We start from the raw sequence: 25754 nt of genomic DNA, 5'->3' as shown, positions 1-25754 counted from the left end.
CCGCCTACCGGCGCTCCAGCGCTCCGCGGACGAAGGCGGCCTGACCCGCGTGCTGCAGATCGTCCGAGATGACGCTGATCAGACGCACCCCCAGACTGACCGGCGGGGACCACGCCTCGTCGACGATGCGGTCCAGGGCCTTGTCGTCGAGTCCGCTCACGAAACCGAGGGTCTGTTCGTGGACCGCGTCGTGATAGCCGAGCAGCAGCTCCGCCGAGCCCACCCGCACGGCCGCGACGTCCGCCCTGCTGTGTCCGTACCCGGTGTCCTCCTTCGTGAAGGGCAGATCGAAACGGGAGGCCCAGTCCTCGGAGAACCAGACCTGCTCCACTCCGGCCGCGTCCGAGACGTGGTCGTCCTGGATCCGGGTGAGATGCCAGACGAGCCAGCCGATGGAGTTCGCTCCGTCGTCGAGCCGGGCATGGAGATCGGAGCGCGAAAGGCCCTCGACCGCCGAGTGCACCGTCTCCCGGACGCGGGTGAACGCGTCGGTCAAAAGGTCAGCACTGTTCATGCCCTCACCCTCACCGCTGCGGGTCCGCTCCCCCGATATCGACACGCGCCGTGCCCCGTCGTCCGCGTAGGGTGGGAGCATGCTTTGACGCCTGCCCGCAGCCCGGGCACCACCGCGCCCTCCTTCGTACCCGACCGATTCCGGATCCGACGAAGGAGCGACACATGAGTACGGCACGGCCCATCGACGTCCCCGACGCGTTCGCCGCGTCCTACGGCAAGAACGGCGGTGCGTCCGCCCACGCCTGGCTCGCCGCGCTTCCCGGGCTGGCCGAGGACTTCCTGGACCGCTGGAGCCTGCGGCTGGACGGCCCCTCGGCACACGGCATGGCCTCGCTGGTGCTGCCGGTGACCCGCGCGGACGGCACGCCCGCGGTGCTGAAGCTCCAGGAGGCCACCGAGGACAACATCGACGCGGCGCCGGGCCTGCGCACGTGGAACGGCAACGGAGTGGTGCGTCTGCTCGACCACGACCCGGACACCGGCACCATGCTGCTCGAACGGCTGGACACCGCGCGGCCGCTGTCGGCGCTGGCCGACGAGGCGGCCGCCGTGCAGATCCTCGCCGAACTGCTGGCACGTCTGGTCGCGGTGGAAGCGCCGCCGGGCTTCCGGCAGCTGTCCGACATCGCGGCGGCCATGCTCGAAGAGGTGCCGCGCAGCGTGCCGTTGCTGCGCGACCCTGCCGAACGGCGGCTGGTGCGTACCTGCGCTTCGGCGGTGGCCGAACTCGTCGGCGAACCGGGCGACCGCCTGCTGCACTGGGACCTGCACTACGACAACGTCCTCGCCGGGCAGCGGGAACCCTGGCTGGCCATCGATCCGGAACCCCTGGCCGGCGATCCCGGCTTCGATCTGTGGCCGGCGCTGCACAACCGCTGGGACGACGTCGTGGCGACGGGAGATGTGCCCCGTGCGGTGCTCCGCCGCTTCGACCTGCTGACCGAGGTGCTCGGCCTGGACCGGCAGCGGGCGGCCGGCTGGACGCTGGGGCGTGTCCTGCAGAACGCGCTGTGGGACATCGAGGACGGCGCGACCGCCCTGGACCCGGCCCAGGTCGCCATCGCCGATGCCCTGGTGGGCTGAGGGCTGTCCCGCAATGGCCGGGAGCGGTGCCTCCCGGCCGCGCGCACGTCGCCGGGCAGGCCCCGTTCCGGCCAGGAGGGAGGGTGGGAGTACGCCGATCTCGCCGTCCCTGCGGGTTCCACGGGGCCTGCGCCCTCATGACGGGTCGGTGAACTCCACCCGGCTGCCGGTCTGCGCGCTGCGTTCGATGCCCGCGAGCAGCCGGTGGGTGGCCAGGCCCTCGTCGAATCCGGGGGACACCCTGCCGCCCGTGTTGATCGCCGTCGCGAGCGCGTCGTACATGGCGGCCACGTTCTCCACGGCGCCTTCGGCTCCGTCCGGCGACAGGTTCCTGGTGCCCTCGTGGTCCGTGAGCCGGATCGCCCATGCGGCGATCTGAATGGGGAGAGCGGGCGTCACCGGCTGGATGTCCAGGGTCGCCTCGGAACCCACGATGTGCAGGGAGAAGTGGGCCGCGCCGGGCTGCGCTCCGCCCAGCACGGCGGCGGAGACGACCGCCCCGTCGGTCGACTCGCCTGCCAGCGTCAGCTGATCCGGCACCTCGGCCGTGACTTCCTCTCCGGTCTCCGCCACCCTCACGGTCGGAGTACGGATGCCCGTCGCCGCGGACAGGCTGCGCAACGGCCCCAGCATCGTGGTCAATGCCGCCAGGGCATGCCCCGCTCCGACCGTGAGCAGGTTCGTACCGCTCTCGCGGGTGAGCGTGTGCAAGCGGGTCCGGGGCAGTGTCGCGTTACCGAAGCCCGAGAGCCTGACGGTCAGTGAGGCGGAGAGGACGCGCCCGATGCGCCCCTGCCGGATCAGCTCCTTGGCCTGCAGCGCGCCTCGCGAGCGCGTCCCCTGGAGCCCGACCATGTGCTGCTCGGGAGCGCGCGCGGAGAGCGCGGCCAGCGCCTCGGCCTGCAACAGGTCCGCTGCCAGGGGCCATTCGCAGTAGACGTGCTTGCCGCGCGCGACGGCGGCCCGGACCAGCTCCTCGTGGTGGGCCACCTTGACGCAGATCGACACCACCTGGATGTCCGGATGCTCGATCAGCGTCTCGGCATCGGAGAACGCCAGGGGCGCGTCGAAGGCTTCAGCCGTCGCCCGCGCGCTCTCCTTCCGGCTGCTCCCCACGGCCAGGATGCGATAGGCAGGCAGTCGCCCGAGCGCCGGAAGGTGTGTTCCGGCACCCCAGCTCTTGCCCAGGCTGGCTCCCACCACACCTACTGTCAGCGGTTCCTGCGCTGTCATGCGGATCGTCCCTCCGTTGTTCCAGTCCTCGGTGAAGATGCCGGCACGGGCTCCGCCGGGTCCTCCGGTTCACGGCCCGGCCGCTGCAGCGCCAGGCGCCGGACGGATGGCACCAGAAGCAGCGACAGACACCCGATGACCGTGCACACGGCCCCGGTCATCAGTACAGGCTTACTGCCCAGCGTCTCCGACACCAGTCCCGCGACGGCGCGGCCGACCGGGATGAGGGCGGGCGGCGCGGTACAGCTGCTCACCGAGGCGAAGCCCTGGTCGGTGACGACGCGCAGGAGACGAGCGGGTGTCTCCGCCTTCGGCATCAGCGGCACGAACGCCCATCAGGCGCTCTCCGACGGTGACCGAACGTCAAGCCTCGCCACAGCCTGGCTCGCGAGCATCGGGCACTCGTTGGCAACCGGACGAGCCGCACTGAGCCATCGAGCGGTCGTCGTCGCAAGCAGCATGGACGAACTGCTCCAGGGGCTGAAGGCACTCAAGGACGGTGAGGAGTCCTCAGCACTGATCGCGCACCGCCGCCGAGGAGCGGCGGTGGACTGGCACGCCGTCTTCGAGGGACACGCCACGCAGCGGGTCGATCTGCCGACCTGCGCATTCCAGCGGAAGCGCTACTGGCTCGACCGAGTCGGAGCGGTCATCACCCCGATCCGTGCGGGGTCAGCCGCGCCATCCGCGCCAGACGACGCAACGAGTCGACCAGCGCCGCACGGTCGTACGTACTGGTCGTGACGAGCACCTCGTCGGCACCGGTCTCCTCGATGGCCGTTTCGAGCTCCGTGGCCACCTCGTCCTCGGTGCCGTGGAGGTGGCCGCTCAGCCCGTTCTCGTAGAAACGGCGCTCCTTCTCCGTCATGGTCCGCGCCTCGATCCGCTCGGCGGGGACGAGCGGCGGGAAGTCGCCGTGGGTCCGGGAATGGGCCATCGACCACGCTTCCGGGATCAAAAGCCGCCGGGCCTCCTCCCTGCTGTCGGCGAGCGCGATGGTCCCCGCCACGACGACATAGGGCTCGGCGGCCCAGGAGGAGGGGCGGAATTCGCGGCGGTAGCGCTCGACGGCACGAAGCAGCTTCTCCCGGCCTCTGAGGTCGCCGACCACCAGTGGCAGCCCCGCAGCGGCCGCGATGCCCGCGCCCTCACCGGTGGCCAGCAGGAACGGCGGGATGCGCAGCCCCTCGGCGGGAAGGGCGTGGACGTTTGGGTGGGACCGCTGGGTGCCGTCCAGCCAGCCGAGCAGTTCGGTGAGCTGCCCGGCGAAGTCCTCGGCTGCTGACTTGTCCCGTCCCAGCGCCCTGCGGATGCCGTCGGTGAATCCCACCGAGCGGCCGAGGCCCATGTCGATCCGGCCGGGGAAGAGGGACTCCAGAACGCCGAACTGCTCGGCCACCAGCAGTGGTTGATGATTGGGCAGCATGACGCCGCCGGTACCGACCCTGATGGTGGAGGTGGCGGCCGCGACGGCGGCGGCCAGCACGGTCGGCGCCGAGCCGGCGACGCCCGGAACGCCGTGGTGCTCGGACACCCAGAAGCGGTGGTAGCCGAGCGCCTCGGCCTCCTCGGCGAGGCGCACCGTGTCGCGCAGCGCCTGCGGGCCGTCGTGCCCCGCGCGGATGCGGGAACGGTCGAGCACGGAAAACCGGGTGGATGCGATCACTGGGCTCACACCGTTGTTCAACGCCCGGGGCGTGCGCGCATTCCCCATGCTCCGTCCCCGGTTCCCGCACGGGTGCGGGAACCAGGGGCAGGGCATGCGCCGTGCCTTCCCGGCCTCGCGGGCCTTTCCGGCACCACGGGCCCTTCCGGCCTCGCGGGCCTTTCCGGCTCCACGGGCCTTCCCGGCTTCACTTCATGGGGTAGATGTCCCCACTCGCCATTCCGCTGACCTGCTCACTCTCCGATTCGATCCTGCGGGCCTTCTCCTTCAGGCGCCGGCGCTCCTCGGGATCGGTGGCGCGCTCGGCCTCGGCCTTCAGGTCCTTCGCCTTGGCTCGCATCTGCTGTACGCGATTGCGGAGCTCCTCCGACTCGCTCATGATCACTCCTTGGATGTGCCGGCCCCGACACGGAGCCGGGCGTCGTCCGTACGGTTCGCGGCCGGTCCGTGTCAGCCACGGGACCGGTGCCATGGGCAGCCGGACGCGGCCGTGCGCGACCGGCGTGCGCCGGCGCCCAGGAAGCCCAGGCCGATGCCCAGCATCCAGAAGTCCTTGGCCATCGGGATGCCGTTCTGGGTGGGACGAAGGCTGCCGGGCTCCCGCAGGCCGGGTACCCGCAGGTACAGACCGACCAGTCCCCCGGAGAACCCCGTCAGCGCCAGCCCGGCCAGCCTGGTCGGCACGAAGGGGGCGAGCAGCGTTGCGCCGACCGTGATCTCCGACCAGGCGAGCAGCCGGGTGAACTGCTCCGCCTCGATCTTCTTCAGGAACGGATAGGCGACACAGGCCATGCCATGCAGGCCCTCGGCCGTCTCCGCGTCGGCCTTCAGCTTGCCCAGGCCGGAGTTCAGGATGAACGCGCCAGTGGCGAGGCGAGGGGGGACATCGCGTGGTTCGAGAGTCGTCATGGGAGCCTCCGTCCCGTTCCGGGCCCCTCGTCGAGCTTAGCCAGTGGGCGCCGGTGGCGCTTCACAAGAAGGGGACCGGAACGGCCGTGGTTCCGGATTCAATGATTCAGTCGGCTGCGGACTCAAACGTCGCTGCCGCCGGCGCCGCGTTGCCGGTGACCGTGACCTGCTGCCCCCGGCTCGTGGTCTGCGAGGCGGTGCTCAGGCAGCTCCCGGAGGACGGGTCGGTGACGGTGGGGAGGCTGCCCGTATGGGCGACGCCCGCCTCGGTGCCGACCGGCTTGCCGTACGTCACCGTGATCCGTTGGCCACAGCCCGCGGAGAGGTAGGGCTCGATGAACCCCTGATCGGCGTTCTTGAACCGGCCCGAGGAGGACGGCAGCCCGAAACTGCCGATGTGCGCCACCGACGCTCCTGTCGCGGTCTCGACGACGTCCCCGGTCATCAGCTGCGTCGTACCGTTCACCGCGGCCCGCTTGAGGACCAGGGAGTACATCGTCCCCGGTGTGTAGCGGAACCGGACCGCACAGCTCACTCCGGCACCGCCGTCGGCCCCGTAGGTGCAGTGGTCGTCCGTCGTCGTGGCAGCGGCGTTGAAGGAGCTGAAGACCGCCTGGAGCACACGGTTGCCGGTCGCGTCCACGGGCTTCGGCTGGAAGCCGGCGTAGGGGCGTGTGCCGCTCTCCAGAGTGGTGTAGTAGGCGAAGTAGACACCGGATGCGTCCGGCGCGGAGTCCACGGCCATCGGAAGCGTCAGTGTGGACACGGGAGTGGGTGCGTTCGTGGTCCAGCGGAGGATCGGCGTCGAGGCCCAGGACTGACCCGCCCCACCGACGGCGAGCAGTGCGGTGGCGGCGAGGACCGTTCCCGACCTCATGAGGCCGCGCAGCCGCCTGCGGGCGGGCGTACCGGAGCGGGTCGCTGATGTCACGTTCATGTCATCTCCTTGGTTGGTGTGCCGGGACTGTTGCCGCGCGCCGAGCCGACGTGCGTGGCGATGCGGCGATCCGTCTTCTGTTGCGTACGGTGCCGGACTCCGGTCAGTCGGTGAGCGTGCTGGGATCGACGGGCGGCTTCGGCAGCCCCAGCGCGGCGAGCGCGGCGACGCCCGCGGAATCGATCGGGAGGGCCCACCGATGCACGAAGAAGTCGGTGAGGTCGTATCCGGCGGTGCGGCCGGCGTAGCTCGCCAGGGCCAGGTACTGACGGGCGTTGATGACGGGATCGTGTGTGTAGTCGTCGACCGGGGCGTCGTGCTGGTGCTCACTGCGTACGAGCCGGTGCAGCTCCGGCCAGAAGCCCTCGCCGAAGGCCAGCTCCAACTGCCGGAGCGGGATGAGCTTTTCGTACGCGCCGAAGGTCTTCTCGTAGCTGGTTCCGTCGGCGCCGAGCTTCGGCAGCGCGGTCTGGAACGGATTCAGCCCGGTCTTCGGGTCGACCGTCAGCAGGTTGGAGGGCCGGCCGAGGGTGCGCTGCGCGGCCAGTGAGTAGATGTTGACGGTGACCTCGGTCAACTGGTCCGCCTGGTAGGCGCCTTGCTGGTGGAGGTGGCCGAGCTCGTGGTAGAGCCCCCAGCCCCGGGTGGTGAGGCCCGCCACCGTGCACAACCGGTCCATGTAGGCGCGCGGGAAGCCGTTGTATCCGTGCCAGGCGTAGGCCCCCACCCCGGTGGGCACGACGCTCACCTCGTTGAAGTGGTAGCGGCCCGCCTTGGGCCGGTCGATCCACCCCCTGCCGTCCAGGCCGCTGATGCGGGCATGGCTGTCGATGACGGTGTCGAACAGCCCCATCAGCTCGGCGTGATCCTCGCCGCGGTAGAGCAGCGCGCCTTCGCGGGTGAGGGTGAGGATCGCCTGATCGGTGATCAACTCGACCCAGGGGACGTCGGTCCTCTCGTCGAGCTGCCGCTGGAAGTCGGCCTCATCGGTGCGGCCGAGTTCGAAGAACGCCATGCGCGGGGTGTCGGGGTCGAACGTGACGGCGGCACGCTCGCCCTGGCCCGCGAAGCTCAGATGGACCGGACCGCCGTGGGCGTCGACCACCGTGTTGTGCCCCGGACGCAGCGGAACGGCCCGCGGTTCCTGGAGCGCGGCCTCCTTGTTGTAGTAGTCGAAGGTGCCGATGTGCAGCACCGGTACCCGGCCGCCCGCCGGACGGACCGTCACGGACAGGGGCCTGCCGGGCGGGGCGTACCGGCCGGTGGGAATGAAATCGCTGGAACGAAGAGCGCGGGCCAGTCGCATGCGCTCCTTCTCGGCATCCGGGAACGCCTTGATCAGGAGTGTGTCTCCCGAGCCGAGCCCGGCCTCCCGTCCGTCACGTCTCCCGCTCCGCCGTCCGGTCTGACGGGCGGCGGCCGGACCCGCTCCCAGCAGGGTCGCCGCACCGGCACCGGCAAGTGAGCCGAGGACGGTCCGGCGGCTCAAGGCACGCGGGACGGAACCGTCCGGCATTCCGGGGGCGGGGGTGGTGAACGGTGATCGGGCAGGACGCATCCGGGAACTCCCTTGGGGATCAACGGAATCGGAGGGTCGTGGGGCTGCGCGTCAGCATGTAAGCGATTGCCATAGCACGCAAGAGGCTCTCGAATGTTTCTGTCTTTTACTATGGCCAGGGCATACGAAGGCGACAGTAACCGCTGACACCTCACGGGATTACGGGTGAAGTCCGGGCGGCATTACGGGTGGAGTCGGCGACGCCGGGCGGTTCCGACCCGATGGCCACGCACTGAACACGGGGCCGCGGCCTCGCCGTAGCGGCGATGTCCATTTCTGCCGATCGCGGAGCAACCTCGGGCGCGCGACCGTCGTCTTGATCCACAACAAGCGGCTCGCCACGGGCAACGGTCACGAACGAGAGCCACGAGCAGCCGCCACGTCCGACAGCCCAGACCGACCCCTCGCGAGCACCCGGGTTCATCGACCAGACAGCTATGCACTGAATGTATACATCAAGCGCATAGTGATCCCCTGCCTTGACCCGGCCGCGCACGAAAGGCCCTCATGCACAGCAAGGCACTGGCGCCCGAGTACCAGGGCGCCCTCACCAAGATGTCGGTGAACTCCTCTCTCACAGACGTACTGGCAGAAGGAGTACGCCACTTGAGGGAGGCCGAACTGTCCGGTTCACCGCAGGAGGTGGCCCGGTGCGGGCTCGCCGTCGCCGAGGCGCACCGCCGGCTCGGCAACGTCGAGGAAGCCGATCGGGCCTGGAAGTCCAGCTACCGGTCGGCCCGCTCGGCCGGCGACCTCGGGGCAATGGCCTGGGCGCTCTGGAGCGGCGGGACCCTGGCCCGGCAGCGGGGTGAACTCAGGCTCGCGTTCCGGTTGTTGGGGCTGGCCGCCGACATGGGAAAGCGCGGCGGCGACATAGTCGCCCGCGGCTACTCCCTCGCCGGACTCGCGGAGACCGGCCGGATCCAGGGGGACTACCGCACCGTTGCCGCGCTGCACGAGCAGTTGCTCGCCGAGGCACGGGCGCGCGGCGAGGCGCGTCACACCGTGTGGGCGCTGGAGGGCATCGCGCAGATCCACCGCAACACCGGCTCGCTCGACACCGCCCTGGCCATGTTCGAGGAGGCGGCCGAGCTCGCCGGCAACGCGGACGACCGGCGCGGCCGGGCGTGGGCCCTGCGCGGCATGGCCGACATCATCTCCTTGCGGGACGATCCGGAGCGTGCCCTGGCCCTGCTCGCGGAGGCCGAACTCACCTGCCGTGCGATGAATTTGTCCAGCGCGCTCGCCTACAACCACAAGATGCGCGCCAACGTCCTCTTCCGCGCCGGGCGGTACGAGGAGGCGCGCTCGATGTACGAGGAAGCGCTCGGGGAGTTCCGCGCCATGACCGAACCCCGGGGCGAGGCGCTGGCCCGGCTCGGACTCGTCAAATCGCTGGCCCGCCTCGGCCGCGACCGCGACGACACCGCGGCGGATCTGCACGAGCTGCGCCGCACCCTCAGCCGGATCGGCCTGCTCAACGCCCGCGACATGGTGGACAAGGCGTACGCCGAACTCGGCGTGGCACCGGTCGACGGCGGCACGGGCGAGGAGAGCGGACGACGATGACTCCACCGCCCGCAACCCGGCAGGCCGCGCCGCCGGAGGTGCTCGCCCGCTGCCGCGAGCAGGTCCGCCCGGCGCTCGCACAGGCCGTGCGTCGCCTGCATCCGTGGCACGCGGAAATGGCCGTGTTCTCCCTCGGGTGGGCCACGGCGGACGGCAGCCCCGCCCCGGGCTCACAGGGCAAGGGGGTCCGCCAGGCGCTCGCGCTGCTCAGCGCCGAGGCCGCCGGCGCACCGGCCGAGGACGCGGTCGTCGGGGCGGTCGCCGTGGAACTGATCCATGTCTTCTCGCTCCTGCACGACGACATCATGGACGGCGACGAGACCCGCCGGCAGCGCGCCACCGTGTGGAAGGCGTACGGGACCGGCCCGGCGATCCTCGCGGGCGACGCGCTCTTCGCGCTGGCGGTGCAGACCCTGGCCGAGGCACCCGGAAGACACAGTGCGGAGGCGGTCCGGCACCTCGCCGGGACGCTGACCGAGCTGGTGCGCGGCCAGGCCGACGACCTGCTCTTCGAGTCCCGGCCCTGGCAGGGACCCGCGTCGGTGCAGCCGCACGAGTACCGGTGGATGGCCGAGAACAAGACGGGTGCGCTGCTCGGCTGCGCGGCCGGTCTGGGTGCCGTGCTGGCGGGCGCCCCGGACGCGACCGTCGAAGCGCTCTCCCGGGCGGGCCGGCATCTCGGGGTGGCGTTCCAGGCGGTGGACGACCTCCTGGGGACATGGGGAGATCCCGAGGCCACGGGCAAGCCCGTGCACAGCGATCTGCGTCGGCTGAAGAAGACGTACCCCGTCCTGTCGGCCCTGGCCACGGACCACCCCGCCGCCCGTCGGCTCGCCCTGCTGCTGGGCGCCGGAAACCCGCTCGACGACTCCGACGCCCGGCGGGCGGCCGAGCTCGTCGAGGAAGCCGGCGGGCGCGCCGCCACCCTGGCCGAAGCCCATCAGCAGCTGGACATCGCCCGCCGCGTCCTGGAGGCCGTTCCGCTCGCTCCGGCCGCGCTGGCCGAACTCCTCGCGCTCTTCCCGTACCTCATCGACCGCACGGGGTGACCCGGGCCCGGTCACCGGTCCCCGGCACGGGGTTCGTGTCTGCCGGCCGGCGGTTCACCCGGCGTCGTGGAAGACGAGGCCCAGGGTGCGGCGCCGGCCGGAGCGCACGGTGCTGACTCCGTGCCGCATGGGCGCGGTCGACCAGCCGCGTCTGGAGGCGACCGGCCGGTCACGGGTGGTGAAGACCAGTCCGTGGCCCTGGAGCAGTGTGGTGGCCGTTCCGCGGGACTGTGCCCGGGGCCGCTGTTCGGTCATGAGGAACTCACCACCGGTGTAGTCGGTGCCGGGCGCGTCGAGGCCGATGACGACCTGGAGCGGGAAGAGCAGCTCGCCGAACACGTCCCGGTGCAGGGCGTTCCAGTCCCCGGCACCGTAGCGCAGCAGGATCTGGGACGACTTGGACTGCCCGGCCCCGTGGCACAAGCCGATCCATTCGGCCAGTTCGTCGGGCCACGGTGCGGAAGTGCCCAGCTTCGCGGACCAGTCCCGGGCGATGGGAAGCAGGTGCGGGTAGAACGCCTCCCGCAACTCCCGTACCACTGCGGGCAGATCGTGGGTGAAGTAGCGGTACTGGCCGGATCCGAACCGGTGGCGGGCCATGTCGACGGTGGAACGGAAGCGTTCTGTCTCGTCGTACAGTGCGGCGATCCCCTGGCACTGGGCGGGGGTGAGCAGCCGCCGGGTCGGTGCGCTGCCGTGTGCGGCGATCTCGTCGGTGAGCGCGGCCCAGTCGGTGGCGTCGACCTGCTCGCGCACGGTACCGGCCGGGTGTGTTGTGTCGATCATGAGTCTGGTCCTGATTCCGGTTGCCTGGTTTCTCGGTGGCTCCTGTGATCCATGCTGGCCTGCCCCGGGCATCGGATCCGGCGCTTTTCGGACATCGCGCTGCGCGACGTGCCGCGTACGGCGTCCCCTGCCCGGCGGGCCTCTCGCGCCGGACCCGCCACACGTGGGACGGTGGAAGGGCACCGTGCGCTGCAGGAGGTGCCGCATGCCCGCACAACCGCTCGACGACACGACACTGCGGGAACTGGTCGCCGATGCCACCGCCGCCCCGTCGATGCACAACGCCCAGCCGTGGCGGTTCCGGTACCGGCACACCACCCGGACGCTCACGCTCCGGGCGGAGTTCGACCGGGAGATGCCGGAGGCCGACCCGTCCACCCGCGCCCTGCATGTGGGGTGCGGCGCGGCGCTGCTGAATCTTCGGGCCTCGGCGTCGCACCGGGGCCTCGACCCGGTGACCACACTGCTTCCGGTGCCCGCCGATCCGGCCGTCGTGGCGACCGTCCGCCTGGACGAGTGCTCCGGCGTACCCGTGGAGGCTGCGGATGCGGCCCTGACCGCTCTGCATCCCGCGATCCGGAACCGTCGCACCAGCCGCGCTCCGTTCAGCGACCGGCTCATCCCCGACGACGTCCGCGCGCGCCTCGTCGACGCGGCCCGCGTCGAGGGGGCCGACTTCGCGTTCCTGCCACCGCAACACCTGGAAGCCGTGCTCGTACTGATCCGGGACGCCGAGGGGTTCGGCCTGAGCGACCCGGCGAGGGAGGCGGAGCAGCGCTACTGGACCCGTGACACAGGGGCGGAGGCACCGGTCGACGGCATCCCGGACTACGCCTTCGGCCCCACCGACGCGTCGGGCAGAGTGGTCAACCGGGACTTCGCCGGCAGGGACGTCGTTCCGGGGCGGGCGCGTGCCCTGTTCGAGGACCGGCCGCAGCTCGCCCTGCTCCGTACCGTGCGCGACCGTCCGGCGGACTGGTTGCGTGCCGGTCAGGCCCTGGAGCGCGTACTGCTCACCGCCGTGGTGCACGGGCTCGTCGCCTCGTTCGCGACGCAGCCCCTGGAATGGCCGGAACTCCGGCACCTACTGCGCGACCCGGCCATCGGCACGGGGCATCCGCAGATGATCGTGCGCCTGGGGTACGGGCCCGAGGGGCCGCGCACGCCTCGCCGCCCCGTGGCCGAGGTGCTGGGGATCGAGCCCTGACGGCCGGAGCGCGCTGCCGCCGGGAGCGGCGGAACGGAACGGAGGAGCCGCCGGCGCAGCGGCCATGGCTCCCCGGTGGCTGCTCGATCGGCGGCAGCATCCGCTCCTGGGCGCTGCACCCGGTCCACGCGCCGTACGGCAGGCTGATCCGGGACCAGGCCGCCGCGGGCGTACCGGTCGGCACCCGTGAGGTGTGGAAGTCCCGCGCCGGCACCGGCTGCCCGGCCGTGGGCATCGGCGGCGGCGCGGCGGGGCTGTGGATGGTCCACCCGGACGAGCGGCCGGACCGGCTGCCGGCTCCCGGCCCCTCAGGCGCTCTCGGGGGCGCGGGCGGCGATCGCGTCCAGCATCAGGTCCAGGGCGAAGTGGAAGTTTGCGTCGTCGTCCACCGAGGCCAAGTAGGGGGCCGCCGCCGCGATATGGGGGTGGGTGGCGGCGGGAACCGCCGCGTACTCGCCGGACCAGGCGGACTCGTCGTCGCGGCGGGTGTGCGCGTCGAGCGTGCAGTAGGTGGCGTCCATGCACGACCAGGCCAGCAGGAAGTCCACCAGCGCCCGGTAGTGGCGCACCGCCTGCTCGGGCGGGAATCCCGCGTCGGACAGCGCGTTCAGGGTCATCTCGATCACCCGCATCTCGGCCGGGCGCCGTGTGATGCGTACCGTGGCGAGCACGGCGGCCCGCGGGTGCGAGAGATAGACCCCGTGCATGCGGATGAACAGTCTGCGCAGCGTCTGCCGCCAGTCGTCGGAGGGCTCGAACCCTTCGATGCTCTCCTCCAGCAGATGGTCCGCCACCGCCAGCAGCAGATCGTCCTTGTTGCGGAAGTGCCGGTAGAGCGCCGTGGGATCGGCACCCAGCTGGGCGCCGATCCGGCGGAACGTCAGGGCGTCGGCACCTTCGGCGTCCATCAGTTCGAGGCATGCCTCGACGATCAGCCGGGGACTGAGCGACGGCCGGGGGCGGCCGGAGTCGGCACGCTTCCCCTTCTCCGCCTTCGCCGCCGCGGCCCGCTTCCCCGTACGTGACTCCACTGCGCACTCCCCTCGCTCCGGTCGGGCCCCATTGTGCCGTCAGCCGCGCCCTCGCACGTCATACCCTCACCCATTCGGAGTCAACCTCGTTGTCATCACCGTTGACTTTCGTGTCGCCGCCCTGCCACGCTGCCGCCACCCGCACCACACCACGGCGCAGCGCGCCACGGCACGGCACATCGCATCACCCTCTTCAGAAGGTCAAGGAGAAGCCCATGCCCGGTCACCCGCCCCCTTCCTCCCCGGCCTCCGGCACCACGGTCCCGGGCACCGCGTCGCAAGTCCCCGCGGAGCTGCCCAAGGTTCTCGGAGTGCTGGACGGGGTCGTGCTCTCCCTGTCCAACATCAGCCCGACCTTCAGCATCGGCGTCGGCCTGGGCATCATCGGCGCCTCGGTGGGCGTGGGGATCCCGGCGGCCTTCCTGCTGGGTCTGCTGCCGATCCTGGGCATCGCCCTGGCCTACACCAAGCTGAACCAGCGCGAGGCCAACTGCGGCACGGCGTACGTGTGGGTGGGCAGGGCGGTCGGGCCGATGCCCGGGTACATGATCGGCTGGGTCACCGTCGTCACCCAGGTGCTGTTCCTGTCCTACGCCATCCCGCTGATGGGGCAGTACACACTGCTCGCGGTCGACTCGATGGGACTGCACCGGGTGGCGGGGGTGAACGTGGCCGACGCCCCCGCGTTGGCATCGATAGCGGTCGGCCTGGTCCTCACCGTCGGACTCACCGCGTTGGCGATCCTCGGTGTCGATGTCGCCGCACGCTTCCAACTGGTCCTGATCGGCCTGGAGTTCGTTGTGCTCCTCGCCGTCTGCCTGTGGGCCGTCGTCGCCGGTCGCGCGGCCGACTTCGACCTCGGCTGGTTCTCGCCGACGGTCTTCTCCTCGCCGTCGGTGATGGCGATGGGCATCCTGCTCGCGGTGTTCATGTACTGGGGGTGGGAGACCGCGTTCTCGGTGACGGAGGAGAACGCCGACGCACGCACCTCGGCGCGGGCCGGCATGTGGTCGCTCGCGGCGGTGGCGGGGCTGTTCCTGCTCGCGGCCGTGGCCTTCCAGCGCGCCCTGACCCCCGAGGAGCTCGTCGCCAACGGGGAGCGCGGCCTGCCCTACATCGGCCAGATGGCGGCCGGGGGCGTCGGTCGGGCGGTGACCACCGTCGTCCTGCTGTGCTCCATCGTCGCCTGTGTGCAGTCGGTACTGATCGGCTCCGCACGCCAGACACTCGCGATGAGCCGGGACGGCGTGCTCGGGGCCGGCTGGGCCGCGGTGCACACCCGCCGCCGCACCCCGCATCTGTCGACCCTGCGGATCGCCGCGCTGTCGGCGGTGCTGGCCCTGCTGTCGGCCGGTCTGGGCAGTCTGCAGGACATCATCGTCGGCTCCGTCACCTCCGTCGGCATCCTGATCTCCCTCTACTACGCGTTCGCCGCCCTGGCCTGCGCGATCACCTTCGCTCCGGACGCCCGGCGGGACCCGCGCATGCTGGTGGTCACGGTGCTGGTCCCGGTCGTGTGCGGGCTCGCGCTGCTCGGGCTCGGCTGCTACATGGTCTACAGCCTGTGGACGTCCTCCGGGCACTTCGCGTTCGCCGCCGACAACGGCCGCTTCCTGACCCTGGTGCCCGTGGTCATCCTGGTCACCGGCGTCCCGGCCGCCCTGTGGGCCAAGTACGGGCGGCGCGCACCGTACTTCCACCGCGACCGGGCGTCCGCACCCCGCGCCCCGAAGGCGCCGGTGCCCGCCGGGAGCGACGCCGCGCCGACCGTGTGACAGGCCGGCCCCGTGACGAGCCGGCCCCCGCACCTTCCCACCGCGCGGGACGGCCCCATGAACCAGCACCACGAGGAGTACCCCCGATGAACCACGCAGATCTCGTCTTCACCTCAGGCTCCGTGATCACCATGGACCCCTCGCACACCGTCGCCACCACTCTCGCGGTGACCGGTGAGCGGATCACCGCGGTCGGCGGCGAAGAGGTACGCGAACTGATCGGTCCGCGCACCCGGGTCGTCGACCTGGCGGGGCGGGCACTGCTGCCGGGCTTTCAGGACGCCCACGTCCACGCCGTGTTCGGCGGCCTGGAGCTGGGGACCTGCGACCTGACGGGCACGACGGACCCGGCCGAGTACCGCCGCCGCATCGCGGACTACGCCGCCGCCCACCCCGAACGGCCCTGGATCACCGGCGGCGGCTGGTCGATGGAGAGCTTCCCCGGCGGCCTGCCGACCCGGCGGATGCTCGACAAGATCGTGCCCGACCGGCCCGTGCTGCTGGTCAACCGGGACCACCACGGCGCCTGGGCCAACACCCGGGCCCTGGAGCTGGCCGGGGTGACCGTCTCGACCCCCGACCCCGCCGACGGACGCGTCGAACGCGAGGCCGACGGCACACCGTCGGGCATGCTGCAGGAGGGGGCGGTCGAACTCGTCGGCCGCGCCGCGCCCCGGCCCACCACGGCGGACCTGGTCGACGGCCTGCTGCGGGCCCAGCGGCTGCTGCACTCGTACGGCATCACCGCCTGGCAGGACGCCCTGCTCGGCGAGTACGGCGGACACCCCGACGTCTCGGCCGCCTACGTCACGGCGGCCGGACGCGGCCTGCTCACCGCCCGGGTCAACGGCTCCCTGTGGTGGGACCGGGACGTCGGCGCCGAGCAGATCCCCCACCTCGTCGAACGCCGCAGGACCTTGCGCACGGGCCGCTTCCGCGCCGACACCGTCAAGATCATGCAGGACGGCATCGCCGAGAACCACACCGCGGCCATGACCGCCCCGTACAAGGACGCCTGCGGCTGCACCACCACCAATTCCGGCCTCAGCTTCGTCGACCCGAAGGCGCTGCGGGGGTACGTGACCGAGCTCGACGCCCTGGACTTCCAGGTCCACTTCCACGCACTGGGCGACCGGGCCGTCCGCGAGGCGCTCGACGCGGTCGAGGCGGCACGGAGGGCCAACGGACCGCGCGGCAACCGCCACCACCTGGCCCACCTCCAGGTCGTCCACCCGGACGACGTGGCGCGCTTCGCGCGGCTGGAGGCGGTCGCCAACCTCCAGCCGCTGTGGGCGGCGCACGAGCCGCAGCTGGACGAGCTCACCACCCCGTTCCTCGGCGACGGGCTCGCGGCCCGGCAGTACCCCTTCGGCGACCTGCACGCAGCCGGCGCCCCGCTGGCCGCCGGGAGCGACTGGCCGGTCAGTTCCGCCGATCCCCTGGAGGGCATCCACGTGGCGGTCAACCGGATCGTTCCCGGCGGGGACAGGCCGCCGTTCCTTCCCCACCAGCGGCTCGGCCTGACGACCGCCCTGCGCGCCTACACATCGGGCTCCGCGTACGTCAACCGGCTCGACGACACCGGCGTTCTGCGAGCGGGCCGACTGGCGGACCTGATCGTGCTCGACCGCGACCCCCACACCGTGCCCCCGGCCGAACTGGCCTCGCTGCGTGTCGAGGCCACCTATGTCGGCGGGCAGCAGGTCTTCGGTACCGCCGCCGGGTGGTGAGGGGCGAGGTGATCCCGGGTCGCCTCGCCCCTCGCCCCGTCACAGGCCGGTGTCGCGGTACGTGGTGCGGCCGTCCACCACGGTGAGCAGAACGGGAAGACCGGCCAGGTCGGTGGCGGGCGTGGCGAGCGGGTTCTCCGCGAACACGGTGAGGTCCGCGCGGTGGCCGATGGCCAGGCGCCCCGACTCGTGTTCCGCGCCCGCCGCGCGGGCCGGATTGAGGGTCATGCCCTGGAGCGCTTCGAGGGCGGTGAGCGCCTGTGCGGGGTTGTGCGGGGGCTGGGTGAGATCGCGGGTGGGGCGGCGGTGGCGGGCGCCGGCCATGACCGTGAGCGGAGGGTAGGGGGCGATGGGCCAGTCGGAGCCGAGTACGACGGTGGCTCCGGAGTCCCACAGGTCGCGGCAGCGCCAGGCGTGCGCGGCACGCTCCTCGCCGAGCCGCCGGGACCAGTTGTCGGTGTGGTCGGCGCGGGTGAAGTCGCAGCAGTGGGTGGGCTGCATGGACGCGATGACATCGAGCTCCGCGAACCGGCGCAGGGTGTCGTCGGGGACGGTCTCGATGTGCTCGATCCGGTGCCGTACGCCTCGGTACTCCGCACGCGTCGCCGCCTCCACGGCGTCGAGGACGTGGCGCACGGCGGCGTCGCCGATGGCGTGGGTGGCGGTGGGCACACCGGCCCGGTGGAGTTCGTCGACGATCTTGGTGAAGGACGAGGGGTCGGGCCAGAAGGCCTGCGTGGACTCGCCGTGGCAGTCGGGCCGCTCCAGCCAGGCGGTGCCGTTGTCGATCGTGCCGTCCATGAACAGCTTGACGCCCGCCACCTCCCACAGCCGGCTGCCCCTGCCCTGCTGGGCGATGAGCTCGGCCACGGCCTGGCCGTCGGCTCCGGGCTGGAGCCAGGGCGCGACCCTCAGGCGCAGCGGCAGTTCGCCCGCCTCGTCGAGCTCGGCGTACAGCGGCAGGCTCTCCCCGTTGGCGTCCATGGCGTGCCCGCCGGTGAGCCCGGAGGCGGCCACCTCGCGCAGCGCCGAGGCGAGGCGGGCCCGGCGCTCGGCGGGGGCGACCGGCGGTGCGGCCCGCTCGACCAGTTCGCAGGCGGCGTCCTCCAGCAGCAGACCGGTGGGTCGGCCCGCCTCGTCGCACACGATCTCGGCGTACTGCTCGAACCGGCGGGGTCCGTCGACGCCGGCGAGCTCCAGCGCACGGGGGCTGGCGATCATGGAGTGGGCATCGAAGAGCAGCAGGACGGCCGGGACGCCGTCCAGGACCGGTCCGATGGTGGCGGACGCGACGGGCCGGTCGCCGAAGACGTTCGGGTCCAGGCCCCAGCCGTGCAGCCAGGCTCCGGGCGCCAGCGATGCGGCCTCCCGGGCCAGGGCCTGACGCACCTCGTCGAGTGTGGTGCAGCCGGACAGGTCCAGGCCATGGGTGAGTTCGGCGCCCATGAGCGGATGGATATGCCCGTCGACGAGGCCGGGCGTCACGACGGCGCCCCTGAGATCGATCACCGTGGTCGCCGGTCCGGCGAGGGCGCGGATCCGCTGGTCGTCGTCGAGTGCGGCGATCCGGCCGCCGGAGACGGCCAGGGCGGTCTGCGGGAGCAGTTCGCCGGTGACGACGTCGAGGAGGCGGGCGGAAAGCAGTACGAGGCCGGGGTGCGCGGGCGGTCTCCTTGAGTGCTGGTCAGTGGGTGGCGACGAGTGCGGCGGTTCGGTGTGCCGGGCGCTTCCAGCCGAGCCGGTCGCGAGCGCGAAGGAGTGTGCGAGGTGTTCGACGGCGACACCCTCCGCCCGGCCGGGCGGAATGAGAGTGCCCGGTTCGGCACCGGCGACCTTGCCGAACGCCCGCTCCCACCGGTTCGTCCACCACGGGGAAAAGTGACCGATCGGCCCTCGAAGCACATCGAGGCGCTCACCGATCCACCGCGGGGTGTCGCCCTCCGGCCCTCCGGCCAGGTTTTCCGAGGCGACCACGTCGGTCGTTTCCGCAGGTCGATCAGTGAGTGACTGCCGAATTCGTGGCCGGTGAACTCTTGACGCCATGAATCCGATGTTATTGGGTGCATGACCAATAGACAAATGTATGGGCACGCCCAGCAGGCGGAGGCGCGCATGACTTCCACAGCCCCCGGCCTTGAGGCGGATACCCCGTGCCATCTCCCGGATCTCGCCCCGACATCCGATCCGGCGGCATCCGTCCTCCGTGTCAGCACGGAGCTCTGCCTGGGCCCGCCGGCCCCGAGGGGCAGGCGGACTCGATCCCGCCCTCCCGGTCGGCAGGGTCGTCGCCGCCACCGTCCACGCCCTCGGGATGCGCCGCCGCCTCGCCGCAGCAGCTCTCCGGCCGCGCCGACCGCCCGCATCCGGCCCGGCCGCCGACCGGACGGACGCGATACGCTCGATCTGTAGGCAGGCGTCCCGACTACGGAGGCTGCCATGAAGGAGAACATCGAGTACCCGACCCCGTCGCAGGCCGAGGGCGAGAGGCTGGACGAGGACAGGGATCCGGCCGAGGAGCGCCACCCCGCCACCATGCGCACCCAGCCGTCCCAGGCGGAGGGTGAGCGCCGCGCGGAGGACGAGGAAACCTGACACGGGCCGCGCGCCGGCCCGTGTCCGTCTCCGGGCCGGGGCGCGGGGCGTTCCGGACAACCGGCGGCACGCCCTCCCGTACGTACGCCTCACCGCATCCGAATGGCAGCTCGTGGGCGGAGCGCCTCCCGGTTTGGGGCGGGGCGGATCCGGTTCATGAGCTCCGTGGCTGTCAGCCCCGAGCCATGGGTTCGAGGTCGCCTTCGAGGACGGTCTGGATGATCCGGGGCCGGTCCCAGAGGGCGAGGAGTTCGTTGGCGATGCCCACGATGGGCCGGGGGTCCCGGGTGCCGTGCACCGTGATGGCGGCGGCCGACAGGCTGCGCGGGACGGCTCCCGCGTCGAGCAGGACGCGCCATTCGTCCGGGCCGAGCTCCAGGAACTCCAATGCGCTGAGGCCGGCGATCTCCAGAGGGTCGGCGAGCGTGCCGGGGTAGGCGACCAGGGTCCGCAGACGGGGCAGCTCCATGACCGGGGCGAGGCTGAGCGGCTCGGCCTCCCACGCACCGATGTGCAGGACCTCCAGACCGGGGTGCGCGGCGGCCTCGATGCTCGGCAGGCTCCGGATGTTGACGTGGGCCACGGCCGGCGGCCGGTCTCCGTCCGCACCACCACCGTGTCGCTCGCTGCTCCGCCTCATCACGAGGTCGGTGAGCGAGTCCGCGACCAGGCAGGCTCCGATGTTCTCCTCGTGGCTGAGGATGATGATCTGCCCCGTGTGCCCACGCGGGCCGGGTGTCAGATCGACCGCCAGCCGGTCGCCGCCGCCGTTGTCCCCGAAGACGATCCAGCCGGGCGAGCCGACCACCCCCTGCACCGCTGCGTCGGGTGGGGTGACGACCGCCTCCATCGCCGCGAACTTCCAGAGGCAGTGACGGGACGACGCCTCCGCGATGTACAGGCCGTCCAGGGCGAAGAGCTCGCAGCCGACCGCCACGCATTCCCGTTGCGCCGCTGAATGGTCGTCGACGTGGTCCTCCCACCGTGCCCGTGTCACCCGGTAGAGCGCCTTGAGCTCCTCGGGCAGGGCGACGCCGAGTCGGGATTCCGCAGCGGCGATCTCCGCCTCCGTCGCGCCGACGGCTTCGGGCAGGCGCTCACGGAGGGTCCGCTCCAGCAGCGCCGGATCCGCCGACGGTGCCGGCACCGCCCCGGGCACCGGGTCGGGAAGGTGGAGCCAGGGCCGGGGAACGGCGTCCTCGACCAGGATGAGCGTCCCCGGGTGCGGGTTGCCGAGGCCGGGTTCCACTGCGGGACTGGCCCCGAACAGGCGGAGCCCGGCCTTCCCGCCCGGAGATATCTCCGCCGTGAACGCGACGTCGTCGACACCGGCGTCCGCGAGGGCGCGCTGCACCCGCTCCACCGCCTTCATCTCGTCCCGCATGTCATCGGCCAGGGCGGCCCTGCCGGGTCCGGGCGACTGTCGTCGCCGGGGCAGACTCCAACTCCCCCGGCCGACGCGTCCCGCGAATCGGACGGAGTGCGCAGCCTGTTCCTGCTCCCCGCCGTCCCACAGGAGTCGTAGCACGGGCTGCCACGTGGCGAAGTCGTGCAGCAAAGACGAGCGAGATCTCTGATCAGCCATGCGCAGACCCTACGCGCGGTCACTGACAACGGAGTTCCGCCGCGGGCATATCAGGTGTTCGGAGTGCTCGGAAAACGCAAGCGCCGGTAGGGGAAGTGATGCCAGGCTGCCTGGTATCTCCGGCTAAGCCTTGATTGATGCGGCCGATCTGGCGGCCTGCTCGATCTTCGCGCAGTAGGCTGCACGGGCTTCCTCGTCGATCCGCTGCTCGTGTTCGGGGCGCATCCCGGTCCGGCCGTCGAGGCCCTCGCGCAGGATGTCGGCGTGCCCGGCATGCCGGTTGGACTCCCCGAGGACATGGACCATGATGGCGAACAGGTTCGTGTTGGGACAGGGCTCCGTCCACCACGGCACGTGGCCGGGGGCGTCGAGGGGAAGCTCGTTGATCGTCGCGTCCGAGTGTTCCCACGTGCGCCGGTAGAACCCGATGATCTGATCACGGGTCTCGTCCTCGGAAGCCCACTGATCGTTGCCGTCGTAGTCCTGCCACCGGGGCAGCGGTTCCGGGGACGGACGGTCGAAGACCTCGCCGAAGTACCTGGCCTCGACGGTGGCCACGTGTTTGACCAGGCCGAGGAGGTTGGTCCCGGTCGTTGTCAAAGGTCGGCGGGCGTCGTATTCGGACAAGCCGTCGAGTTTCCAGAGCAGGGCCTTGCGGTCCCGCCGCAGTCTCCCGTGCAGGTTGTCCTTGGCGAATTCATCGATCATGTGGCATGAGCCTTCCATGGGCTGTTCGTGGTCTCAAGATCCCGTACGTGGTTTGCAACGGCTGGCAGAGCCGGGGCTCAGGACTCCTCTCACAATGAGCTGCCGGGATTGATGGTCTGCCAGAGGGATGCGGGGGGTGCGTGACGGCTCGCGGCCGGCCCGGACTGCGACGGTTACTGCGCAGGAGCACTGCTCGCATGCTGTTCGGTGTTGTTCTCCGATCTCATCGAGTAGTTCGGGACGGGGACCGGGAAGGCGGGCGGATGCCAGGTGAGAATCCATCCGGCGGTGAGCGCCGCCGCGCCGCCTGCCAGGGCGATTGCGCCGCCTGTTCCGATGCCTGCGGCCACCGAGCCGAAGCAGGCCGGCCCGACGCCCTGCAGCGTCATGCTGCCGGAGCCGAGCAGACCGAAGGCCTGGCCCTGGCCATCCTGCGGCAGGGCGTCCAGGAACGGCCGTTGCAGGCCGAGACCGTAGGCGAATCCGAAGCCGCAGAGCAGCAGCAGACAGGACGAGACGCCCACTCCGGGCTCGGCAGCGAAGCCGACCAGCGGCAGTCCCATCAGCGCAATCAACGGGACTACCAGTCGCTCCCGGGCGGGTGGCCGTAGGAGACGGCCCACCAGCAGGTCACCGACAAGCATGCCGACCGGCAGACAGCCCATCAGCACCGCGTACCGGCCGGGCGCGAAGTGGCGTTCTCCCGCGTAGGCGACGATCAGTCCTTCCGCGCCCGCTACGAACGCCGGCGGTAGCCACTGGGCCAGCATCAGTCGTCGTACCGTGTGTCCGCGCAGCAGCAGGCCGGCACCGTGCAGGCTTGCCCGGACGGCACCGCCATCGCCCCGTGCGCTGCCGGGTGTGCCGCCGGACTCTCCCGGCTCCAGCCGGGGTAGCCGGATGCGGATGGCGAGCGCGCAGCCGAGGTAGAGCGCGGCGCTCACGGCGAGTGCCCGGTGCGGGCCGAGTGCCGCGACGACCGCACCTCCCAGCGCCAGACCGAACAATTGCGCACCGGAGGCAGCGATGTTGTTCAGTGAACGGCCCAGTACATAGGCATCGCCTTCCAGCCACTGCGCGACCAGCCGGCTCGACGCGCCGCCGAACACCGGTGTCACGAGGGCGACCAGCGCCACGACTCCGAGGCTTGCCGCGATCGGCATCCGCACCAGGGCGAGCAGCAGGGCGGCGGCGCACTCCAGGGCGTAGCCGCCGGCGATGAGCGCGCGGGGCGGCAGTTGGTCGGCCAGTGAGCCCAGCAGCAGCGAGCCGAACAACTGCGGGAGGAAGCCGATGCCGAAGGCCAGTGCGCTCAACAGCGCGGAGCCGGTGGCCGCGAAGACCAGCACCGAGAACGTGGTGATCCGCAGCGAGCCCGCAGTGATCGCGACCGTGCGGGTCGAGAAGAGCAGCCGGAATCGCGGCTCGGCCAGCACCTCCCGGTAGGTGGCACGGTGGTTGCCCTGCACGGGGCCGGCGGTTGGGGTCATGACGCCCAGCCTCGCCGTGCGCCCACGCCACTCACCAATGATTCGTCGCTGGACGAATCGAAACAGACGTCCGGCGGTAGCATGGCTGGGTGCTCCGCTTCGAAGTCTCCGTCGAGGACCTGCTGCGCAGCCGCTTCGCACTGTCGCCCGCGCTGGATCTCTGCTTGCTGCTGCGTTCGCTCATCGGCCAGAACCGGCCGCTGCCGCGAGCCTGGGCCGACCGGCTCCTGCCGGTCTTTGAACGGCTTCGCCGTGAGACCGAACTGGACGCCGCCCTCGCCCTGCAGACCCCACGAGGCGGACCGAACTTCGTCGCCCCGCCCCCGCGCGGACTCAACCAGACCTGGGCGGACGACCTGGCCATGATCCGGGCCGCACCGCTGGAAGCGGCCCGCCAGGAATTCGCCACCACCGCGACCGGCCCGTCCGCCCGTGATCCCCGCGTACGCGCAGTGCTGGACTCGACGGACGCCGTCTCCAGGATCGCCGAGGCGATGGACCAGGCGTGGCACGGGCTGCTCGCCCCGGACTGGCCGCAACTGCGCGCGATCTGTGAGCGCGACGTCGTGCACCGGGTGGGGGTGATCGGCGAACACGGATGGACCACGACCATCGAGAGCCTGCACCCGAGCATCGCCTGGCAAGCCGGCGGCATCGAGATCGGCCACTTCCCTCAAGTCGGAACAGTCCGCCTCGCCGGCGACGGGCTCCTGCTGATCCCTTCGGTCTTCGTCGCGAACATCGCCGCCCACCTCGAAGACCCCTGGCCCAGGACCTTGGTCTATCGTGCCCGCGGCACCGCCGCCCTGTGGGGCGAACAGGAGACCGTCCCCCAACCGGACGCGCTGACCGCTCTGGTCGGCCGGGCCCGAGCCCGGCTGCTGGTGGCGCTGGACTCCCCGGCCAGTACCAGCCACCTCGCCCGAAGCCTCGCCATGGCACCCGGCGCGGTGGGAGACCACCTCGCCATCCTGCGGGGCGCGGGGCTGCTCGTCCGCGCCCGGTCCGGACGGTCGGTGCTCTACCGGCGCACCCCGCTCGGCGAGGCGCTGGTCGCCGGTTCGGGCTGAGGGCGAGGGGGCAGCCGGCGCAGAAGTGCGAAGGCCGTTTCGACGACGCAGCGGCGTCCAAATTCTTTCCGGTCTCACTAAAACCGGCCAGGCCGAACAGTTCAGGCCAGAGTCATCTGCGATATCCCAAGGGTCCATCCCGAGCAGCGACACTCCCTCTGTCCCATCCGCACGGGGGCGTACAGACGAAGGAAGTTCCAATGGATCGCAGATCGTTCATGGCCACCACAGGCACCGCGTCCCTGGTGGGCGGTGCCCTTGCCGCCGGGGCCGGACTCGCGGCACCCGCGGCCGAGGCCGCTCCTTACCGGCCCGGCAAGGGCCGGACGGTCCGGTTCAACATCATCAGTGACGTCCAGGGCGATCTGACGGACTTCGGCAAGGCCCTCGACGATCTGCACCGCATCAACCCCGACAGTGCGGGCCTCGGCATAGCCGGCGACATCACCCCGCGCGGCTACGACTTCGAGTACGCGGCGGTCCGCCAGACCCTTGAGCGGCACCCGCATCCCAAGAACGTCGCCTGGGCCATCGGCAACCACGAGTTCTACGTGCCGAAGTACAGCGACCCCAACACCCTGGCACAGGCGACCTGGCCCAACGGCACGACGGAGGACTCCCTCTTCCGCAGCTTCTACAACTTCGCCGGCCGCAACAAGGTCTACTCCGAGACGTCGTTCGGTGGCGTGCCCGTGCTCAGTCTCGGGACCGAGCGCTACTCGCACTACCACGACGCGAAGCTGTGGGACGAGGTGTGGATCAGCGACGAGCAGTTCGCCTGGCTGGAGGACCGTCTCGCGTACTGGGCCCGCCGCCGCAGGCCCGTGATGGTGATGACCCACCACCCGCTGCCCAACACCGTGTCGGGCACCCACAACAAGCTCTACCTCAACGACTACCTCCAGCCCGACCGGCTCCTGTCGATCCTCGGCCGGCACAAGGACGTGTTCCTCTTCTCCGGGCACACCCACTGGGACCTCAACCTGTCCGACTGGGTGGTGCGCCGGGTCGTCCCCGGTACCGGCAACCTCGAAGGCTTCACCGTCGTCAACACCGCGGCCGTCCAGGTGGGCTGGAAGGACGACGGCAAGGGCGGCGAGGTGTCCCTCGGCGATGCCTTCAACCAGGGGCTCCAGGTCGAGGTCGGTCCCCACTCCGTCGTCATCAAGGCCCGTGACTTCACCACGGGTACCTGGCTCAAGCAGCTGACGGTTCCGCTGCACACCAGCGCCTGACCCGCCGCAGCGCACACACCGTGCC

At 71.3% G+C, this 25754-nt stretch carries 23 protein-coding genes; 10 read left to right on the top strand and 13 right to left on the bottom strand.

The window, feature by feature from the left end; all coding sequences use genetic code 11:
- Positions 1 to 4: 4 nt before the first annotated feature.
- Entirely contained in the window at positions 5 to 514 is a 510-nt protein-coding gene (locus ACFYY1_RS27115) for a DUF664 domain-containing protein (RefSeq protein WP_388590268.1), read from the bottom strand.
- Between the two features lie 164 nt (positions 515 to 678).
- Here ACFYY1_RS27115 and ACFYY1_RS27110 point away from each other — a divergent pair, with 164 nt between their 5' ends.
- Entirely contained in the window at positions 679 to 1599 is a 921-nt protein-coding gene (locus ACFYY1_RS27110) for an aminoglycoside phosphotransferase family protein (protein ID WP_388590266.1), read from the top strand.
- Between the two features lie 135 nt (positions 1600 to 1734).
- Here the strand turns inward: ACFYY1_RS27110 and ACFYY1_RS27105 are convergent, their stop codons facing one another.
- Positions 1735 to 2832, bottom strand: coding sequence for a Gfo/Idh/MocA family protein (locus ACFYY1_RS27105; RefSeq protein WP_388590265.1), 1098 nt, complete (start codon positions 2830 to 2832; stop codon positions 1735 to 1737).
- Positions 2833 to 2967: 135 nt separating this feature from the next.
- Here ACFYY1_RS27105 and ACFYY1_RS27100 point away from each other — a divergent pair, with 135 nt between their 5' ends.
- Positions 2968 to 3576, top strand: a complete 609-nt coding sequence (locus ACFYY1_RS27100; protein ID WP_388590263.1) for a hypothetical protein — start codon at positions 2968 to 2970, stop codon at positions 3574 to 3576.
- Here ACFYY1_RS27100 and ACFYY1_RS27095 read toward each other — a convergent pair.
- From ACFYY1_RS27095 to ACFYY1_RS27075, 5 genes are all read right to left on the bottom strand, one after another.
- Positions 3485 to 4498 carry an MsnO8 family LLM class oxidoreductase gene (locus tag ACFYY1_RS27095; protein WP_388590261.1) on the bottom strand — a complete coding sequence of 338 codons (1014 nt, stop codon included), beginning with the start codon at positions 4496 to 4498 and terminating at the stop codon, positions 3485 to 3487. The genes ACFYY1_RS27100 and ACFYY1_RS27095 overlap by 92 nt on opposite strands.
- 187 nt (positions 4499 to 4685) lie before the next feature.
- Positions 4686 to 4877 (bottom strand): DUF6381 family protein, encoded by a 192-nt coding sequence (locus ACFYY1_RS27090; RefSeq protein ID WP_388590259.1) that lies wholly within the window; start codon positions 4875 to 4877, stop codon positions 4686 to 4688.
- Between the two features lie 71 nt (positions 4878 to 4948).
- Positions 4949 to 5407, bottom strand: a complete 459-nt coding sequence (locus ACFYY1_RS27085) for a hypothetical protein (protein WP_388590258.1) — start codon at positions 5405 to 5407, stop codon at positions 4949 to 4951.
- 106 nt (positions 5408 to 5513) lie between these two features.
- Entirely contained in the window at positions 5514 to 6344 is an 831-nt protein-coding gene (locus ACFYY1_RS27080) for a hypothetical protein (RefSeq protein ID WP_388590256.1), read from the bottom strand.
- Positions 6345 to 6447: 103 nt separating this feature from the next.
- Positions 6448 to 7902 (bottom strand): M60 family metallopeptidase, encoded by a 1455-nt coding sequence (locus ACFYY1_RS27075; protein ID WP_388590255.1) that lies wholly within the window; start codon positions 7900 to 7902, stop codon positions 6448 to 6450.
- Positions 7903 to 8409: 507 nt separating this feature from the next.
- Here ACFYY1_RS27075 and ACFYY1_RS27070 point away from each other — a divergent pair.
- A complete protein-coding gene (locus tag ACFYY1_RS27070) occupies positions 8410 to 9471 on the top strand; it encodes a tetratricopeptide repeat protein (protein ID WP_388590254.1) in 1062 nt (353 codons plus the stop codon).
- A complete protein-coding gene (locus ACFYY1_RS27065; protein WP_388590252.1) occupies positions 9468 to 10520 on the top strand; it encodes a polyprenyl synthetase family protein in 1053 nt (350 codons plus the stop codon). The genes ACFYY1_RS27070 and ACFYY1_RS27065 overlap by 4 nt, the downstream gene beginning before the upstream one ends.
- 54 nt (positions 10521 to 10574) lie before the next feature.
- Here ACFYY1_RS27065 and ACFYY1_RS27060 read toward each other — a convergent pair whose 3' ends face one another.
- On the bottom strand, positions 10575 to 11306 hold the full coding sequence (locus ACFYY1_RS27060) for a 2OG-Fe(II) oxygenase (protein ID WP_388590251.1): 732 nt from the start codon (positions 11304 to 11306) through the stop codon (positions 10575 to 10577).
- Between the two features lie 205 nt (positions 11307 to 11511).
- On the opposite strand from ACFYY1_RS27060, the gene ACFYY1_RS27055 reads away from it, so the two are divergent.
- Positions 11512 to 12513 carry an Acg family FMN-binding oxidoreductase gene (locus tag ACFYY1_RS27055; RefSeq protein ID WP_388590250.1) on the top strand — a complete coding sequence of 334 codons (1002 nt, stop codon included), beginning with the start codon at positions 11512 to 11514 and terminating at the stop codon, positions 12511 to 12513.
- Between the two features lie 308 nt (positions 12514 to 12821).
- Here ACFYY1_RS27055 and ACFYY1_RS27050 read toward each other — a convergent pair whose 3' ends face one another.
- Positions 12822 to 13544 carry a TetR/AcrR family transcriptional regulator gene (locus ACFYY1_RS27050; protein WP_388590248.1) on the bottom strand — a complete coding sequence of 241 codons (723 nt, stop codon included), beginning with the start codon at positions 13542 to 13544 and terminating at the stop codon, positions 12822 to 12824.
- A 215-nt stretch (positions 13545 to 13759) separates the two neighbouring features.
- On the opposite strand from ACFYY1_RS27050, the gene ACFYY1_RS27045 reads away from it, so the two are divergent.
- Both ACFYY1_RS27045 and ACFYY1_RS27040 read left to right on the top strand, forming a co-directional pair.
- The gene (locus ACFYY1_RS27045) at positions 13760 to 15319 is read left to right on the top strand and encodes an APC family permease (RefSeq protein WP_388590246.1); all 1560 of its coding nucleotides are present in this window, start codon (positions 13760 to 13762) and stop codon (positions 15317 to 15319) included.
- A gap of 86 nt (positions 15320 to 15405) precedes the next feature.
- Positions 15406 to 17049, top strand: coding sequence for an amidohydrolase (locus tag ACFYY1_RS27040; RefSeq protein WP_388590245.1), 1644 nt, complete (start codon positions 15406 to 15408; stop codon positions 17047 to 17049).
- A 39-nt stretch (positions 17050 to 17088) separates the two neighbouring features.
- Here the strand turns inward: ACFYY1_RS27040 and ACFYY1_RS27035 are convergent, their stop codons facing one another.
- Positions 17089 to 18693: an amidohydrolase gene (locus ACFYY1_RS27035; RefSeq protein WP_388590451.1), complete on the bottom strand. Its 1605-nt coding sequence runs from the start codon at positions 18691 to 18693 to the stop codon at positions 17089 to 17091.
- Between the two features lie 792 nt (positions 18694 to 19485).
- Between ACFYY1_RS27035 and ACFYY1_RS27030 the strand changes: the two genes are divergently transcribed.
- Positions 19486 to 19641, top strand: a complete 156-nt coding sequence (locus tag ACFYY1_RS27030; protein ID WP_266727286.1) for a hypothetical protein — start codon at positions 19486 to 19488, stop codon at positions 19639 to 19641.
- Between the two features lie 172 nt (positions 19642 to 19813).
- Here the strand turns inward: ACFYY1_RS27030 and ACFYY1_RS27025 are convergent, their stop codons facing one another.
- From ACFYY1_RS27025 to ACFYY1_RS27015, 3 genes are all read right to left on the bottom strand, one after another.
- Positions 19814 to 21226 carry an SMI1/KNR4 family protein gene (locus tag ACFYY1_RS27025; protein WP_388590243.1) on the bottom strand — a complete coding sequence of 471 codons (1413 nt, stop codon included), beginning with the start codon at positions 21224 to 21226 and terminating at the stop codon, positions 19814 to 19816.
- A gap of 123 nt (positions 21227 to 21349) precedes the next feature.
- On the bottom strand, positions 21350 to 21934 hold the full coding sequence (locus ACFYY1_RS27020; RefSeq protein WP_388590241.1) for a DinB family protein: 585 nt from the start codon (positions 21932 to 21934) through the stop codon (positions 21350 to 21352).
- Positions 21935 to 22107: 173 nt separating this feature from the next.
- A complete protein-coding gene (locus ACFYY1_RS27015; protein WP_388590239.1) occupies positions 22108 to 23424 on the bottom strand; it encodes an MFS transporter in 1317 nt (438 codons plus the stop codon).
- An 89-nt stretch (positions 23425 to 23513) separates the two neighbouring features.
- Between ACFYY1_RS27015 and ACFYY1_RS27010 the strand changes: the two genes are divergently transcribed.
- Positions 23514 to 24494, top strand: a complete 981-nt coding sequence (locus tag ACFYY1_RS27010) for an ArsR/SmtB family transcription factor (protein ID WP_388590238.1) — start codon at positions 23514 to 23516, stop codon at positions 24492 to 24494.
- A 200-nt stretch (positions 24495 to 24694) separates the two neighbouring features.
- Positions 24695 to 25729, top strand: a complete 1035-nt coding sequence (locus ACFYY1_RS27005) for a metallophosphoesterase family protein (protein ID WP_388590236.1) — start codon at positions 24695 to 24697, stop codon at positions 25727 to 25729.
- Positions 25730 to 25754 lie beyond the last annotated feature (25 nt).

This window comes from Streptomyces sp. NPDC001890 (genome assembly GCF_042891445.1).
Lineage (GTDB): Bacteria > Actinomycetota > Actinomycetes > Streptomycetales > Streptomycetaceae > Streptomyces.
The sequence above is the reverse complement of the archived record's forward strand: the minus strand, read 5'-3'. Positions and strand labels throughout refer to the sequence as shown.